Consider the following 15,143-nt stretch of genomic DNA (forward strand, 5'->3'; position numbering starts at 1 on the left):
AAAGGCACTGATGTGATCGCCAACCTGGTGCAGCTGGCGGCCGAGGAAGAGCAGAACCCGCTCGTTCCTCCGGGCCCCGAGCTGCTCATCGGCACCATCGCCTTCGCCATCGTGTTCTTCTTCTTCTGGAAGAAGCTGCTTCCGAACATCAACAAGGTTCTGGAGGAGCGCCGCGCGGCGATCGAAGGCGGTATCGAAGAGGCCGAGACCATGAAGGTCGAGGCCCAGAGCGTCCTTGAGCAGTACAAGGCACAGCTCGCCGAGGCCCGGCACGAGGCCGCGCGCCTGCGCCAGGAGGCGCAGGAGCAGGGTGCCACGCTCATCGCCGAGATGCGGGCCGAGGGCCAGCGTCAGCGCGAGGAGATCGTCGCCGCCGGCCACTCCCAGATCGAGGCCGACCGCAAGGCCGCCGCTTCCGCGCTGCGCCAGGACGTCGGCAAGCTCGCCACCGACCTGGCCGGCAAGCTCGTCGGGGAGTCCCTCGAGGACCACGCCCGCCAGAGCCGCGTGATCGACCGGTTCCTCGACGAGCTCGAGGAGAAGGCCGAGGCCGGACGATGAACGGAGCGAGCCGCGAGGCCCTGGCAGCCGCACGTGAGCGTCTCGACGCGCTGACGGACTCGACGTCCGTGAACGCGGCATCGCTCGCCGACGAGCTGGCCGCCGTCACCGCGCTGCTCGACCGCGAGGTGTCGCTGCGTCGGGTCCTCACCGACCCGGCGCAGGACGGAGAGGCGAAGGCCGGGCTGGCCCAGCGTCTGCTCGGCACCCAGGTCAGCGGCCCCGCCGCGGACCTGGTGGCCGGCATGGTGCGCTCCCGCTGGTCGCAGTCCCGCGACCTGGTGGACGCCTTGGAGGTGCTGGCCAACACCGCCGACCTCACCGCCGCGCAGCAGACCGGCAAGCTCGACGACGTCGAGGACGAGCTGTTCCGGTTCGGCCGGATCGTCTCCGGCAGCACCGAGCTGCGGGCCGCGCTGACCGACCGCAAGGCCACCACCTCGGCCAAGGGCGAGCTGCTGCGCAGCCTGCTCGGCGGCCGGGCGCAGTCGGCCACCGAGCGTCTGGTCACGCGCCTTGTGACCGCGCCGCGGGGACGTAGCCTGGAGGCGGGACTCGAGTCCCTGTCCAAGCTGGCCGCCGACCGCCGGGACCGCATGGTGGCGATCGTCACCTCGGCGGTACCGCTGAGCGACCCGCAGAAGCAGCGCCTGGGCGATGCCCTCGCGAAGCTCTACGGCCGCCGGATGCACCTCAACCTGGACGTGGACCCCGAGGTCCTCGGCGGGATCCGGGTGCAGGTCGGTGACGAGGTCATCAACGGCTCGCTCGCGGACCGCATCGAGGACGCCAGCCGCCGGCTCGCCGGCTGAGCAGCAACTCAATAGGCACAACGTACTTACGACGGCCCTGGTTGGGCCGTGCAGAAGAATCCTGGGGGTCGCCCCCAGACCCCCAAAGTGAAACTTCGGGCCCAACAAGGAGAGCAGGGAACCCAGATGGCGGAGCTCACGATCCGGCCGGAGGAGATCCGGGACGCGCTGGAGAACTTCGTCCAGGCGTACAAGCCGGACGCGGCCTCGCGCGAGGAGGTCGGTACGGTCACCTTCGCCGGTGACGGCATCGCGAAGGTCGAGGGCCTGCCCTCGACCATGGCCAACGAGCTGCTGAAGTTCGAGGACGGCACCCTCGGCCTCGCCCTCAACCTCGAGGAGCGCGAGATCGGTGCCATCGTCCTCGGCGACTTCAGCGGCGTCGAGGAGGGCCAGCCGGTCTCCCGTACCGGTGAGGTTCTCTCCGTCGCGGTGGGCGAGGGCTACCTCGGCCGCGTGGTGGACCCCCTCGGCAACCCGATCGACGGCCTCGGCGAGATCGAGACCGAAGACCGTCGCGCCCTGGAGCTGCAGGCCCCGGGCGTCATGGTCCGCAAGTCGGTGCACGAGCCGATGGAGACGGGCTACAAGGCCGTCGACGCGATGACCCCCGTCGGCCGTGGCCAGCGTCAGCTGATCATCGGTGACCGCCAGACCGGCAAGACCGCCCTGGCCGTCGACACGATCATCAACCAGCGCGACAACTGGCGTTCGGGCGACCCGAACAAGCAGGTCCGCTGCATCTACGTCGCCATCGGCCAGAAGGGCTCCACGATCGCCGGTGTGCGCGGCGCTCTGGAAGAGGCCGGCGCGCTGGAGTACACGACCATCGTCGCCGCCCCGGCGTCCGACCCGGCCGGCTTCAAGTACCTTGCGCCGTACACCGGTTCGGCCATCGGCCAGCACTGGATGTACCAGGGCAAGCACGTCCTGATCATCTTCGACGACCTGTCGAAGCAGGCCGACGCGTACCGCGCCGTGTCGCTGCTGCTGCGCCGCCCGCCGGGCCGTGAGGCCTACCCGGGTGACGTCTTCTACCTGCACTCCCGTCTGCTGGAGCGCTGCGCGAAGCTCTCCGACGAGATGGGTGCCGGCTCGATGACCGGTCTGCCGATCGTCGAGACCAAGGCCAACGACGTCTCGGCGTTCATCCCGACCAACGTCATCTCCATCACCGACGGCCAGTGCTTCCTGGAGTCGGACCTGTTCAACGCCGGTCAGCGCCCCGCGCTGAACGTCGGTATCTCCGTCTCCCGAGTCGGTGGTTCCGCGCAGCACAAGGCGATGAAGCAGGTCTCCGGCCGTCTGCGCGTGGACCTTGCCCAGTTCCGTGAGCTGGAGGCGTTCGCCGCCTTCGGTTCGGACCTGGACGCCGCGTCGAAGGCGCAGCTGGAGCGCGGTCAGCGCATGGTCGAGCTGCTGAAGCAGTCGCAGTACCAGCCGATGGCCACCGAGGACCAGGTCGTCTCCGTCTGGGCCGGCACCACCGGCAAGATGGACGACGTCCCCGTCGCCGACATCCGCCGCTTCGAGAAGGAGCTGCTGGACTACCTGCACCGCAAGGAGCAGGGTCTGATGACCTCCATCCGTGAGGGCGGCAAGATGTCCGACGACACCCTGCAGGCCGTCGCCGAGGCCATCGCGGAGTTCAAGAAGCAGTTCGAGACCTCCGACGGCAAGCTGCTCGGCGAGGACACCCCGGCTGCCGGTAAGTGACGACGGAAGGGACCTGACTCATGGGAGCCCAGCTCCGGGTCTACAAGCGTCGCATCCGATCCGTCTCCGCGACCAAGAAGATCACCAAGGCGATGGAGATGATCGCCGCCTCGCGCGTCGTCAAGGCGCAGCGCAAGGTGGCGGCCTCCACCCCGTACGCGACCGAGCTCACCCGCGCGGTCACGGCGGTGGCGACCGGATCCAACACCAAGCACCCGCTGACGACGGAGGCCGAGAACCCGACCCGCGCCGCGGTCCTGCTCCTCACGAGCGACCGCGGTCTGGCCGGCGCCTTCAACTCCAACGCCATCAAGGCCGCGGAGAAGCTCACGGCGAAGCTTGAGGCCGAGGGCAAGGAAGTCGTCAACTACATCGTCGGCCGCCGCGGTGTCGCCCACTACAACTTCCGCGAGCGCAAGATCGCGGAGTCGTTCACGGGCTTCACTGACGACCCGACGTACGCGGACGCCAAGAAGGTCGCGGCCCCGCTGATCGAGGCCATCGAGACGGAGACGGCCGAGGGCGGCGTGGACGAGCTCCACATCGTCTACACCGAGTTCGTGTCGATGATGACGCAGACGGCGATCGAGGCCCGGCTGCTGCCGCTCAGCCTCGACGAGGTCGCGGCGGAGGCGGCGCCCAAGGGCGAGATCCTCCCGCTGTTCGACTTCGAGCCCTCGGCGGAGGACGTCCTGGACGCCCTGCTGCCGCGCTACGTCGAGAGCCGCATCTACAACGCGCTGCTCCAGTCGGCCGCCTCCAAGCACGCCGCCACGCGGCGCGCGATGAAGTCGGCCACCGACAACGCCGGAGAGCTCATCGAGACGCTCACCCGGCTTGCCAACCAGGCCCGCCAGGCCGAAATCACCCAGGAAATCAGCGAGATCGTCGGTGGCGCGAGTGCCCTGGCCGACGCGACCGCGGGGAGTGACCGATAAATGACCACCACTGTTGAGACGGCCACGGCGACGGGCCGCGTCGCGCGGGTCATCGGCCCGGTCGTCGACGTGGAGTTCCCCGTCGACGCGATGCCGGAGATCTACAACGCCCTTCACGTCGAGGTCGCCGACCCGGCGCTGGCGGGCGAGAAGAAGACGCTGACCCTGGAGGTCGCCCAGCACCTGGGTGACGGCCTGGTCCGCGCCATCTCCATGCAGCCCACCGACGGCCTGGTCCGCCAGGCCCCGGTGACCGACACCGGTGCGGGCATCACCGTCCCGGTCGGCGACTTCACCAAGGGCAAGGTGTTCAACACCCTCGGTGAGGTGCTGAACACCGACGAGGTGCACGAGGGCGAGCGGTGGTCCATCCACCGCAAGGCCCCCGCGTTCGACCAGCTCGAGTCGAAGACCGAGATGTTCGAGACGGGCCTGAAGGTCGTCGACCTCCTCACCCCGTACGTCAAGGGCGGCAAGATCGGTCTGTTCGGTGGTGCCGGTGTCGGCAAGACCGTGCTGATCCAGGAAATGATCATGCGTGTCGCCAACCTCCACGAGGGCGTCTCCGTCTTCGCGGGCGTCGGCGAGCGCACCCGTGAGGGCAACGACCTCATCGCGGAGATGGAAGAGTCCGGCGTTCTGGACAAGACCGCCCTGGTCTTCGGCCAGATGGACGAGCCCCCGGGCACCCGTCTGCGCGTGGCCCTGGCCGGCCTGACGATGGCGGAGTACTTCCGTGACGTCCAGAAGCAGGACGTGCTGTTCTTCATCGACAACATCTTCCGCTTCACCCAGGCCGGTTCCGAGGTGTCGACCCTGCTCGGCCGTATGCCCTCCGCGGTGGGCTACCAGCCGAACCTGGCCGACGAGATGGGCACCCTCCAGGAGCGCATCACCTCGACCCGTGGTCACTCGATCACCTCGATGCAGGCGATCTACGTCCCCGCGGACGACCTGACCGACCCGGCCCCGGCCACCACCTTCGCCCACCTCGACGCGACGACGGTTCTGTCCCGTCCGATCTCCGAGAAGGGCATCTACCCGGCCGTGGACCCGCTGGACTCGACGTCCCGCATCCTCGACCCGCGGTACATCTCGGCGGAGCACTACAACGCCGCGATGCGCGTGAAGAACATCCTGCAGAAGTACAAGGACCTGCAGGACATCATCGCGATCCTCGGTATCGACGAGCTCGGCGAGGAGGACAAGCTCGTCGTCCACCGTGCCCGTCGCGTGGAGCGCTTCCTGTCCCAGAACACCCACGCGGCCAAGCAGTTCACCGGTGTGGACGGTTCGGACGTGCCGCTGGACGAGTCGATCGCCGCGTTCAACGCGATCTGCGACGGCGAGTACGACCACTTCCCGGAGCAGGCGTTCTTCATGTGCGGTGGTCTCGAGGACCTCAAGAACAACGCCAAGGAGCTCGGCGTCTCCTGAGCCCCGTGCTCGTCGGAGGGGGCGGGGTTCGTCCCGCCCCCTCTGTCACGCCTACTAGACTTGTAACCAACACCCGGCAGCCCTGCCGGGTGGTGACCCGAGGAGCCACCCTTGGCTGCTGAGCTGCACGTCGCGCTGGTCGCGGCCGACCGTGAGGTCTGGTCCGGCCAGGCCACCCTGGTCGTCGCGCGCACCACGTCCGGCGACATCGGCGTCATGCCCGGTCACCAGCCGCTGCTCGGTGTGCTGGAGTCGGGCCCGGTGACCATCCGCACGAGCGAGGGCGGGACGGTCGTCGCCGCTGTCCACGGCGGATTCATCTCGTTCGCGGACGACAAGCTCTCGCTGCTCGCGGAGGTCGCCGAGCTGTCGGACGAGATCGATGTCCAGCGCGCGGAGCAGGAGCTCGAGCGCGCGAAGGCGGAGGACGACGCGGAGGCCCAGCGCCGCGCGGACGTCCGTCTGCGGGCTGCGACGGCGGCGCGCTGACCCCGTCCGCCGTGTGATGACGTCACTCAGCCGCGGCTGGGTACCGGAGAGATCCGGGCCCCGCCGCGGCTGAGGCGGATGTGGGTGATTTTTACGTTCCGTTACCTAGGAGACGAGGAGGTCGGTGTCGATGGTCCTCGCTCTGACTGTGTGCGGAATCGTGGTGGCCCTCGTGGTGGTGGGCCTGTTCGTCTTCGGCCTGCGCCGCCGGCTGATCCAGCGCTCGGGCGGCACCTTCGACGCCAGCATGCGCTGGGACGCCCCGGCCGAGGGCGACACGGGTGGCAAGGGCTGGGCCTACGGGGTGGCCCGGTACAACGGTGACCGCGTCGAGTGGTACCGCGTCTTCTCGTACTCGCCGCGTCCGCGCCGCACTCTGGAGCGGTCCGCCATCGAGGTGGCCGGCCGCCGGGTCCCGGAGGGCGAGGAGGAGCTGGCACTGCTCTCCGACCATGTGATCCTGGCCTGTCTGCACCGGGGCACGCGTCTCGAGCTCGCGATGAGCGAAGACGCGCTGACCGGTTTCCTCGCGTGGCTTGAGGCAGCCCCGCCCGGACAGCGGGTGAATGTGGCGTAGCCTCATTCACCCGCTGGGTGGGGGTCCCCCCGGACGAAGTCTGGGGGAGCGTCAATGTCGCCTAGGGTCTACGACCCTTCGAACTTCTCTCCGGTCCGGCCTACTTCAGGCCGCTGTCGATGGCGCTCGCGAGCTCTCCGTTGGCGGTGTCGCCGCTGAACTCCCAGAAGAACGCGCCGCCCAGGCCCTGGTTCTTGGCCCAGCTCATCTTTCCGGTGATCGTCGACGGGGTGTCGTACGACCACCAGTTGCTGCCGCAGTGCGCGTACGCCGTCCCGGCGATCGTGCCGGTCACCGGACAGGAGTTCTTCAGGATCTTGTAGTCCTCGATGCCCGCCTCGTACGTGCCCGGAGCCGCGCCGGTCGCCGAGCCGCCGGGGGCGGACTGGGTGACGCCGGTCCAGCCGCGGCCGTAGAAGCCGATGCCGAGGAGCAGCTTCTTCGCGGGGACGCCCTTCGCCTTGAGCTTGGCGATCGCGTCGGCCGAGTTGAAGCCCGCCTGTGGGATCCCCGGGTACGAGGTGAGCGGCGAGTGCGGGGCGGTCGGGCCGTCCTTGTCGAAGGCGCCGAAGTAGTCGTAGGTCATCACGTTGTACCAGTCGAGGTGCTGGGCGGCGCCCCCGTAGTCGGCGGCGTCGATCTTGCCGCCGGAGGAGCCGTCGGCGGTGATGGCCGCGGTGACCAGGTAGTTCGGTCCGAACTCGGTACGCAGCGCCGACATCAGGTTCCTGAAGGCCGCAGGCCCCGAGGTGTCGCAGCTCAGGCCGCAGGCGTTCGGGTACTCCCAGTCGATGTCGATGCCGTCGAAGACGTCGGCCCAGCGCGGGTCCTCCACGACGGCCTTGCAGGACTTGGCGAAGGCGGCGGCATTGGCCGCTGCCTGGCCGAAGCCGCCGGAGTAGGTCCAGCCGCCGAAGGAGTACAGCACCTTGATGTGCGGGTACTTGGCCTTCAGCTGGCGCAGCTGGTTGAAGTTGCCGCGCAGCGGCTGGTCCCAGGTGTCAGCGGTGCCGCTGACGGACTGGTCGGCCGTGTAGGCCTTGTCGTAGGCGGCGTAGGTGTCGTCGACGGTGCACTGGCCGTTCTTGACGTTGCCGAAGGCGTAGTTGATGTGGGTGATCTTCGACGCCGTCCCCGACGTCACCAGGTTCTTGACGTGGTAGTTGCGGCCGTAGACGCCCCACTCGGTGAAGTAGCCGAGCTTGACCTTGTCGCCGGTGGGCGGCGGCTCGGTGGTGCCGCCGGTGGTGCGGACCCGTACGGAGCCGCTGACCGGGCCGGTCTGGTCGGCGGTGTCACGGGCCTGGACGGAGTAGGAGTAGTCCGTGCCCTTGGTCAGGCCGCTGTCCGTGTACGAGGTGGTCGTGACCGTGGCGACCTTCGTGCCGTCGCGCAGGACGTCGTAGTTCTTGACGCCCTTGTCGTCGGTGGCGGCGGACCAGGACAGCTTCACGGAGCTGTCGGTGACGCCGGAGGCGGTGGGGGTGCCGGGGGCGCTGGGCACGCTGTCACCGGGCTCGGTGGTGCCGCCGTCGCAACTCCCGCCGTTGAGCTTGCAGTTGGCGGGGGAGCCGGTACCGCTGCCGTTGAAGCCGAAGGAGACGGAGGCGCCGGGGGCGAGGCTGCCGTTCCAGGACTTGTTCTTGGCGGTCCAGTGGCTGCCGGAGGAGGTGACGTCGGCGTCCCAGGAGGAGGTGACGGACGTGCCGGAGGGGAAGTCCCACTCCACGGTCCAGGAGCTGAGGGTCGTGGTGCCGGTGTTCTTCACCGTCCACTTGCCCTCGAAGCCGGAGCCCCAGTCCTGGGTCTTGGCGTAGGAAGCGGTGGCGGACGTCGCGGCCTGGGCCGGGCTCGCCAGGCCGACGAGGCCGGCCAGCGGGAGCAACAGGGTCGCGAACCCTGCCGCGGCTCTGTGTCTGAAGCGCATGCTGCGCCTCCTTGATGGAGTTGTGGGGGCGTGACTGAGCCTCACGCCCACTCATGGTGCGGTGAGAATAGAAAGGTCTGGACCACCGGTCAATAGGTCTGGACCGCCGCGACCTGTGCTGATCCCCGCCGGATCAGATCCCCAACTCCTGTGCGAGTACCGCCGCTTGCACCCTGCTGCGCAGCCCCAGTTTCCCGAGCAGCCTGCTGACGTGGGTCTTCACGGTCGCCTCGGCCATGTCGAGCCGCTCCGCGATGCCCGCGTTGGACAGGCCCTGGCCGAGGCAGGACAGCACCTCGCGCTCCCTCCGGGTCAGCTGTGCGAGGACCGCCGGATCGGCCGCGGGCTCCCGCGTGGGCTTCGAGGCGAACTCGGCGATCAGCCGCCGCGTCACCGCCGGGGCGATCAGCCCCTCCCCGCGCGCCACCGTCCGCACGGCCTCCAGCAGTTGCTTCGCCTCGGTGTTCTTCAGCAGGAAACCGGAGGCACCCGCCCGCAGCGCCCCGAAGACGTACTCGTCGAGGTCGAAGGTGGTCAGCACCAGTACGTCGGCGAGCTGCTCCGCGACGACCTGCCGGGTCGCCGACACCCCGTCGAGGCGCGGCATCTGCACATCCATCAGCACCAGGTCCGGCCGCAGCTCACGGGCCAGCGCCACCGCCTGCTCACCGTCCGCCGCCTCGCCGACCACCTCGATGTCGGGCGCGCTGCGCAGGATGAGGACCAGACCCGCGCGGACGGCGGACTGGTCCTCGGCGACGAGGACCCGGACGGACGAGCTCATGCGGTGTCTCCTTCGACGCCGTGGCTGACGGGGAGGGTGGCGCGCACCACCCAGATCTTGCCCTCGGGCGAGTCCTCCGGGGCGGCTTCGAACGCGCCGTCCAGCAGGGCCACGCGTTCTCTCATGCCGACCAGACCGGCGCCGGAGCCGGGGGCGCGCGGGCCGTCCCGGTCCCCGTAGGGGCTGGTCACACTGACGACCAGGGAGCCGTCCCGCCGGGCCAGGGACACGGCGACCGGGCCCGGGGCGGCGTGCTTGAGGGCGTTGGTCAGCGACTCCTGCACGATGCGGTAGGCGGCGAGTTCGACGGGTGCGGGCACCTCGCTCCGTTCGGCGTCGAGGGTGACGTCGAGGCCGTTGGTGCGGGCGCTGTCGACCAGGGCGCCCAGTCCGTCGAGGGTGGGCGCGACGGGCTCGGTGTCGCCGCTGTCGTCCCGCAGGATCCCGATCAGCCGCCGCATCTCCGCGAGTCCCTCCACGCTGTTCTCGCGGATGACCACCAGCGCCTCCTGGGAGGTCCTCGGATCCTCCAGGGAGAGTGCGGCGGTGGAGTGGATCGCGATCGCGGACAGGTGGTTGGCGACCATGTCGTGCAGCTCGCGGGCCATCCGGGCCCGCTCGGCGGTGACCGCCTGGGTGCGGTCCATCTCGGCGAGCAACGCGGTCTGTTCGGCGCGCAGCCGGGCCGCCACGGCGGCGTCACGGTGATTGCGGACGATCAGGCCGGTGGCGGCCGGCCCGAACGCCACGATGCCGGTGACCACGCCGATCAACAGCGCCTCGGGCTCACGCCAGACCGCGAACGGCACCACCGCCCCGGCCACCGAGAGCAGCCCGGTGATCCGCGGGATGCGGTGGGCCGACGCGGGCGGGCCGTACAGGACGGCCGCGTACATCAGGTCCGTGTACATCAGGATCGTGACCAGGTTGCCCTGGGTGAGGACGTCCAGGACGATCGCGGCGGTGCCGATGAGCAGGGCGGTGCGCGGGGCGGTGCGCCGCAGCAGCTCGCAGCCGGCCATCACGAACAGCGGAACCAGTACCGGCCAGCGGCCCGGCAGCAGCACGTACACCTCGGTGGCGGGGCGGGTGGCCAGCCCGAGCGCCCACAGCAGCAGACCGCCCAGCAGGCTGCCGAGGGCGACGTGCACGTCGAAACGGCGTGGGCGGGGGAGTCGTACGGCCATGCCACCATCCAACACGGCCGCCTCCGGCCGCGCGTGAGCCCCGCGGAGGGTCCCCGACTGCATCTTTCGATGTACCTCCGGTTCGTCAGCGGCGACGACGACGCGGGCCGCGCCGGCCGGGAGCCTTGAGGGGTGACCGAGAGGAGCGAACCGTGATCGTCGCCTTGATCGCCGCCTGCGAGATCGGCTTCTGGGTGCTGCTGGCGGCCGGGCTGTCCGTCCGCTACCTGCTGCGCATGCCGCGTACGGGGCTGGCGCTGCTGCTGTGCGAGCCGCTGCTGGAGGTCGTCCTGCTGGTGGCCACCGCGCTGGACCTGAAGAACGGCGCCGAGCCGAACTGGACGCACGGTCTGGCCGCGCTGTACATCGGCTACACCGTGGGGCACGGCCACCGCACGGTGAAGTGGCTCGACGGTCACGCCGCCCACCGGCTGGGCGGCGCCCCGAAACCCATCGGCCCGCCCCGCTACGGCATGGCCCGGGCGCGCTACGAGGGGAGGGTCTGGCTGGGCACGCTGGTGGGCGCCGTCGTCGCGACCGTGCTGCTCCAGCTGGCCATCTGGTACGTCGACGACCCGGGCCGCGTCACCTCTCTGGAGAGCTGGCGCTATGTGGCCTGGCGTGCGGCGGGGATCCACGGCCTGATCGCGCTGAGCTATCTGATCTGGCCGCGGAAGGCTCCCGCCGGGGAGACCGAGGTGAGGCCCGAGAAGGAGAGGGCGCAGCGTTAGGGCCGGTACCTCCACCGGGGGCCGGTGGTGGCTGGTCGCGCCCACGCGGCGGAGCCGCATATCGAATCAGCCCCGCGCCCCTTTCGGGGCGCTTTCAGCGCTCCCCGCCCGGCACCCACAGCACGTCGCCGACCTCCTTGTTCGCGGTCCTCGCGAGGATGAACAGGAGGTCGGAGAGGCGGTTGAGGTAGGTGGCCGTCAGGGGGTTCATCGTCTCGGCGTGGACCTCCAGGGCGGACCAGGTCGAGCGCTCCGCCCGGCGGACCACCGTGCAGGCCTGGTGGAGCAGGGCCGCGCCGGGGGTGCCGCCGGGGAGGATGAACGAGCGGAGCTTCTCCAGCCGCTCGTTGAAGCGGTCGCAGTCGGCTTCGAGCTTGTCGATGTAGAACTGCTCGACCCGCAGGGGCGGGAACTCCGGGTTCTCCACCACCGGCGTCGACAGGTCCGCCCCCACGTCGAACAGGTCGTTCTGGACGCGGGTGAGGATCGTGACGATCTCCTCGTCCAGCCCGCCCAGCGCGATGGCCGTGCCGATCGCCGCGTTGGCCTCGTTGGCGTCGGCGTACGCGGAGATCCGCAGGTCGGTCTTGGCGACCCTGCTCATGTCGCCGAGGGCGGTGGTGCCCTGGTCGCCGGTCCTGGTGTAGATGCGCGTCAGATTGACCATGTGGCCAGCGTAGTTACGGTCAGGCGGTTCGGAACACGCGTGTGCCCACTGTCACGGACAGCGCCGTGAGGGCGACGGCCACCAGCGCGCCGTAGAGCATGTGGGGTGTCGTATAGCCGCCGACGTAGGCGTCCCGCACCGCGTCCACCAGGTAGCGGAACGGCATGAGGTGGGACAGGGCGTTCAGCCAGGCCGGGCCCAGGGTCATCGGGAGCATCAGGCCGGACAGCAGCATGGACGGCATGGTCAGCGCGTTGATCGCCGGTCCGAAGCTCTGCGGGGTGTCCATCCTCATCGCCAGCGCGTACGACAGCGCGGCCAGCGAGAGCGTGAGCAGGGCGACGAAGGCGAAGCCGATCAGAACGCCGGCCAGCGGCGCCCGCAGGCCCATCACCACGGCCGCGAGCACCAGCAGCACGGCCTGGAAAACGAACACCGTGGCGTCCCGCAGCACCCGGCCGAGCAGCAGGGCCAGCCGGCTGACCGGAGTGACGCGCATGCGCTCCACCACGCCGTGGCCCTTCTCGATGATGATCGAGAAACCGGCGAACGACGCCCCGAACAGGCCGAGTTGCAGCAACAGCCCGGGCACGAGCACCTGCCAGGAGCTGCCTTTCTCGCCGAGCGGCAGATCCGTGAGCAGGGGGCCGAAGAACAGCAGGTACAGCAGGGGCATCAGCACGCCGAAGAGCAGCGCGAAGCGGGAGCGCAGGGACTGGCGGAGATAGCGCCCGTAGACGAGCGCGGTGTCGTGCAGCAGCATCGGGGTTCCTCTGCTTCTCAGACGGAGATTCCTCATACGGCGACGGGGGCCTGCTCGGCTGTGGCGGCACTGCGGCCGGTGATGGCCAGGAACGTGTCCTGCAGCGAGGCGTCGAGCGATCCGCCGTACCGCAGCTTCAGCGCGCTCGGGGTGCCCTCGGCGACGACCACGCCGTGGTCGACGACGACCAGCCGGTCGGAGAGGGCGTCGGCCTCGTCCAGGTAGTGCGTGGTCAGGAACACCGTCGTGCCGTGCTCGTCGCGCAGCCGGCGCACCAGGTCCCACAGGTCGGCGCGGCTGCCGGGGTCGAGGCCGGTCGTCGGCTCGTCCAGGAACAGCACCTTCGGGCGGTGGGTGAGCGCCATCGCGATGTCGAGCCGCCGCCGCTGCCCGCCGGAGAGCGCGCCGCACTTGCGGTCGAGCAGATCCGTGAGGTCCAGGTCGCGGGCCAGTTCCGCGGCGCGCTCGACGGCCTGGGACCTGGTCAGCCGGTACAGGCGCCCCTGGGTGACCAGCTCCTCGCGCACGCTGATCTGCGGGTCGACCCCGCCGGACTGGGCCACGTAGCCGCAGACGCGCCGCGCCCCGGCCGGGTCCGTGGCCAGGTCGTGGCCCGCGACGGTGGCGGCGCCGCCGGTCGGCTGCAGCAGGGTCGTCAGCATGCGCAGGGTCGTCGTCTTGCCGGCGCCGTTCGGGCCGAGGAAACCGAGGATCTCGCCTTCGCGCACGGTCAGGTCGATGGAGCGCACGGCCTCCACGGGGCCGTTCTTGGTCAGGAAGGTACGGGCCAGCCCGGCCGTACTGATGATTGGCATGGCCCTAGAAAAACAGAGTCTCTTAAACTTTGCAATGACCCCAATTTTTCAGAGCCTCCAGGGAAGCTAGGATTCGGACATGGCTGAGGGGCTCAGGGAACGGAAGAAGCGCGAGACCAGGCAGCGCATCTCGGACATCGCCACCGGGCTCTTCCTGGAGCACGGGTTCGTGACGGTGACGATCGCGGAGGTGGCGGAGGCCGCCGACGTCTCCGTGAACACCGTCTACAACTACTTCCCGGCCAAGGAGGACCTCTTCTTCGACCGCTCCCAGAGCGTCGTCGACCGGCTCTCGCGCTGGGTGCGCGGCCGGAACGAGGGGGAGTCGGCCGCCCGGGCGGTGCTGCGCGAGCTGCGCGCCGAGATCGAGGCCGTCTCCCCCCGTATCGGTCTGATCGAGGGCTACGACCGCTTCATGAGCTGCATCGAAGAGGCGCCACCGCTGCGCTCCCGGCTGTGGAGCATCCAGCAGGAGCTCCAGGACAACCTGGAGGCGACGCTCCGCGAGGAGACCGGCGCCGCTGCCGGCGACCCGCTGCCCGGGCTGATCGCCGGTCAGATCTGCTGGATCCACGGCACCGTTTTCGTCACGATCGGCCGCGAGATGGTCAAGGGGCGCAACCCGGACGAAGTGTCACGGGAGATCCTCGTCGTCCTCGACGACATCGAGGAGCTGTTGGGGGAGAAGGTGCTCAACTACGCCGTACGAGGCGCCCCGTGACCCTCGCCGGTGTGATGTCCGTCATGTGAGACGTGACGCGCATTACTTACTGGTCACACAGCCCCTCACGAGCGCTAGTGTCCGCCCGAGAGCAGACATGAGCAGCGCGTCAGGGGAGTCGCACAGTGGCACGGAAGCTTGCCGTCATCGGAGCCGGCCTCATGGGGTCCGGCATCGCCCAGGTCTCCGCACAGGCGGGCTGGGAGGTGGTCCTGCGTGACGTCACCGACGAGGCGCTGACGCGGGGCACCGACGGCATCAAGGCGTCGTACGACAAGTTCGTCGCCAAGGGCAAGCTGGAGGCGCACGACGCCGACGCCGCCCTGGCCCGCATCACCGCGACCACCGACCTGGACGCCGTGGCGGACGCGGACGTGGTCGTCGAGGCCGTGTTCGAGAAGCTCGAGATCAAGCACGAGATCTTCCGCGCGCTCGACGAGATCGTGAAGGACGAGGCGGTCCTCGCCTCCAACACCTCCGCCATCCCGATCACCAAGATCGCGGCGGCGACGGAACGCCCCGAACGGGTCGTCGGCACGCACTTCTTCTCGCCGGTGCCGATGATGCAGCTGTGCGAACTCGTGCGCGGCTACAAGACCAGCGACGAAACCCTCGCCACCGCGCGGGAGTTCGCCGAGTCGGTCGGCAAGACCTGCATCGTCGTCAACCGCGACGTCGCCGGCTTCGTGACGACCCGTCTCATCTGCGCCCTGGTCGTCGAAGCCGCGAAGCTGCAGGAGTCGGGCGTGGCGAGCGCCGAGGACATCGACCTGGCCTGCAAGCTGGGCTTCGGTCACGCCATGGGCCCGCTGGCGACGGCGGACCTGACCGGCGTCGACATCCTGCTGCACGCCACGAACAACATCTACACCGAGTCCCAGGACGAGAAGTTCGCGGCTCCCGAGTCGATGCGCCGGATGGTTGACGCCGGTGACATCGGCCGCAAGAGCGGGCAGGGCTTCTACAAGCACTGAAACCGCACATGCCCCGGGGCCCATCACACCCCAGGGTGAATTCG

At 69.5% G+C, this 15,143-nt stretch carries 16 protein-coding genes; 10 read left to right on the forward strand and 6 right to left on the reverse strand.

Going from position 1 to position 15,143, the window contains the following annotated elements; all coding sequences use genetic code 11:
- The first annotated feature begins 12 nt into the window (after positions 1–12).
- The 7 genes from ABTX60_RS20600 to ABTX60_RS20630 all read left to right on the forward strand — a co-directional run bounded on the left by ABTX60_RS20600 (position 13) and on the right by ABTX60_RS20630 (position 6,530).
- Entirely contained in the window at positions 13–561 is a 549-nt protein-coding gene (locus ABTX60_RS20600; protein WP_031140689.1) for a F0F1 ATP synthase subunit B, read from the forward strand.
- On the forward strand, positions 558–1,373 hold the full coding sequence (locus ABTX60_RS20605; RefSeq protein WP_352098436.1) for a F0F1 ATP synthase subunit delta: 816 nt from the start codon (positions 558–560) through the stop codon (positions 1,371–1,373). The genes ABTX60_RS20600 and ABTX60_RS20605 overlap by 4 nt, the downstream gene beginning before the upstream one ends.
- Positions 1,374–1,499: 126 nt before the next feature.
- Positions 1,500–3,089: a F0F1 ATP synthase subunit alpha gene (gene atpA, locus ABTX60_RS20610; protein ID WP_352098437.1), complete on the forward strand. Its 1,590-nt coding sequence runs from the start codon at positions 1,500–1,502 to the stop codon at positions 3,087–3,089.
- A 20-nt stretch (positions 3,090–3,109) separates the two neighbouring features.
- Positions 3,110–4,027, forward strand: coding sequence for a F0F1 ATP synthase subunit gamma (locus tag ABTX60_RS20615; protein WP_351629907.1), 918 nt, complete (start codon positions 3,110–3,112; stop codon positions 4,025–4,027).
- Positions 4,028–5,464 carry a F0F1 ATP synthase subunit beta gene (gene atpD / locus ABTX60_RS20620; protein ID WP_352098438.1) on the forward strand — a complete coding sequence of 479 codons (1,437 nt, stop codon included), beginning with the start codon at positions 4,028–4,030 and terminating at the stop codon, positions 5,462–5,464. It abuts the gene before it with no gap.
- Positions 5,465–5,575: 111 nt separating this feature from the next.
- The gene (locus ABTX60_RS20625) at positions 5,576–5,953 is read left to right on the forward strand and encodes a F0F1 ATP synthase subunit epsilon (protein ID WP_033312984.1); all 378 of its coding nucleotides are present in this window, start codon (positions 5,576–5,578) and stop codon (positions 5,951–5,953) included.
- A 130-nt stretch (positions 5,954–6,083) separates the two neighbouring features.
- Positions 6,084–6,530 (forward strand): DUF2550 domain-containing protein, encoded by a 447-nt coding sequence (locus tag ABTX60_RS20630; protein WP_352098439.1) that lies wholly within the window; start codon positions 6,084–6,086, stop codon positions 6,528–6,530.
- Between the two features lie 100 nt (positions 6,531–6,630).
- Here the strand turns inward: ABTX60_RS20630 and ABTX60_RS20635 are convergent, their stop codons facing one another.
- The 3 genes from ABTX60_RS20635 to ABTX60_RS20645 all read right to left on the reverse strand — a co-directional run bounded on the left by ABTX60_RS20635 (position 6,631) and on the right by ABTX60_RS20645 (position 10,428).
- Entirely contained in the window at positions 6,631–8,457 is a 1,827-nt protein-coding gene (locus ABTX60_RS20635) for a glycosyl hydrolase family 18 protein (RefSeq protein WP_352098440.1), read from the reverse strand.
- A gap of 133 nt (positions 8,458–8,590) precedes the next feature.
- Positions 8,591–9,241, reverse strand: coding sequence for a response regulator (locus ABTX60_RS20640; RefSeq protein WP_352098441.1), 651 nt, complete (start codon positions 9,239–9,241; stop codon positions 8,591–8,593).
- On the reverse strand, positions 9,238–10,428 hold the full coding sequence (locus tag ABTX60_RS20645; protein ID WP_352098442.1) for a sensor histidine kinase: 1,191 nt from the start codon (positions 10,426–10,428) through the stop codon (positions 9,238–9,240). The genes ABTX60_RS20640 and ABTX60_RS20645 overlap by 4 nt, the downstream gene beginning before the upstream one ends.
- Positions 10,429–10,580: 152 nt before the next feature.
- Here ABTX60_RS20645 and ABTX60_RS20650 point away from each other — a divergent pair, with 152 nt between their 5' ends.
- Positions 10,581–11,159, forward strand: coding sequence for a hypothetical protein (locus tag ABTX60_RS20650; RefSeq protein WP_352098443.1), 579 nt, complete (start codon positions 10,581–10,583; stop codon positions 11,157–11,159).
- 94 nt (positions 11,160–11,253) lie between these two features.
- Here the strand turns inward: ABTX60_RS20650 and ABTX60_RS20655 are convergent, their stop codons facing one another.
- Genes ABTX60_RS20655 through ABTX60_RS20665 form a run of 3 tightly spaced genes read right to left on the reverse strand, consistent with a single transcriptional unit; the run spans position 11,254 to position 13,404 of the window.
- Positions 11,254–11,826, reverse strand: a complete 573-nt coding sequence (locus tag ABTX60_RS20655) for a cob(I)yrinic acid a,c-diamide adenosyltransferase (RefSeq protein ID WP_352098444.1) — start codon at positions 11,824–11,826, stop codon at positions 11,254–11,256.
- Positions 11,827–11,845: 19 nt separating this feature from the next.
- On the reverse strand, positions 11,846–12,589 hold the full coding sequence (locus ABTX60_RS20660; RefSeq protein WP_352098445.1) for an ABC transporter permease: 744 nt from the start codon (positions 12,587–12,589) through the stop codon (positions 11,846–11,848).
- Positions 12,590–12,621: 32 nt separating this feature from the next.
- Positions 12,622–13,404: an ABC transporter ATP-binding protein gene (locus ABTX60_RS20665; RefSeq protein WP_352098446.1), complete on the reverse strand. Its 783-nt coding sequence runs from the start codon at positions 13,402–13,404 to the stop codon at positions 12,622–12,624.
- 79 nt (positions 13,405–13,483) lie between these two features.
- Between ABTX60_RS20665 and ABTX60_RS20670 the strand changes: the two genes are divergently transcribed.
- Positions 13,484–14,125 carry a TetR/AcrR family transcriptional regulator gene (locus ABTX60_RS20670; protein ID WP_352098447.1) on the forward strand — a complete coding sequence of 214 codons (642 nt, stop codon included), beginning with the start codon at positions 13,484–13,486 and terminating at the stop codon, positions 14,123–14,125.
- Between the two features lie 125 nt (positions 14,126–14,250).
- Positions 14,251–15,099: a 3-hydroxyacyl-CoA dehydrogenase family protein gene (locus ABTX60_RS20675; RefSeq protein ID WP_352098448.1), complete on the forward strand. Its 849-nt coding sequence runs from the start codon at positions 14,251–14,253 to the stop codon at positions 15,097–15,099.
- Positions 15,100–15,143 lie beyond the last annotated feature (44 nt).

The organism is Streptomyces sp. NPDC126510, from assembly GCF_040302345.1.
Classification (GTDB): Bacteria; Actinomycetota; Actinomycetes; order Streptomycetales; family Streptomycetaceae; genus Streptomyces.

Coding starts and splice junctions, on each gene's coding strand:
- ABTX60_RS20615 (WP_351629907.1), top strand. CDS start 3,110: ATGGGAGCCCAGCTCCGGGTCTACAAGCGTCGCATCCGATCCGTCTCC.
- atpD (WP_352098438.1), top strand. CDS start 4,028: ATGACCACCACTGTTGAGACGGCCACGGCGACGGGCCGCGTCGCGCGG.
- ABTX60_RS20670 (WP_352098447.1), top strand. CDS start 13,484: ATGGCTGAGGGGCTCAGGGAACGGAAGAAGCGCGAGACCAGGCAGCGC.
- ABTX60_RS20655 (WP_352098444.1), bottom strand. CDS start 11,826: ATGGTCAATCTGACGCGCATCTACACCAGGACCGGCGACCAGGGCACC.
- ABTX60_RS20660 (WP_352098445.1), bottom strand. CDS start 12,589: ATGCTGCTGCACGACACCGCGCTCGTCTACGGGCGCTATCTCCGCCAG.
- ABTX60_RS20665 (WP_352098446.1), bottom strand. CDS start 13,404: ATGCCAATCATCAGTACGGCCGGGCTGGCCCGTACCTTCCTGACCAAG.
- ABTX60_RS20645 (WP_352098442.1), bottom strand. CDS start 10,428: ATGGCCGTACGACTCCCCCGCCCACGCCGTTTCGACGTGCACGTCGCC.
- ABTX60_RS20605 (WP_352098436.1), top strand. CDS start 558: ATGAACGGAGCGAGCCGCGAGGCCCTGGCAGCCGCACGTGAGCGTCTC.
- ABTX60_RS20635 (WP_352098440.1), bottom strand. CDS start 8,457: ATGCGCTTCAGACACAGAGCCGCGGCAGGGTTCGCGACCCTGTTGCTC.
- atpA (WP_352098437.1), top strand. CDS start 1,500: ATGGCGGAGCTCACGATCCGGCCGGAGGAGATCCGGGACGCGCTGGAG.
- ABTX60_RS20640 (WP_352098441.1), bottom strand. CDS start 9,241: ATGAGCTCGTCCGTCCGGGTCCTCGTCGCCGAGGACCAGTCCGCCGTC.
- ABTX60_RS20630 (WP_352098439.1), top strand. CDS start 6,084: ATGGTCCTCGCTCTGACTGTGTGCGGAATCGTGGTGGCCCTCGTGGTG.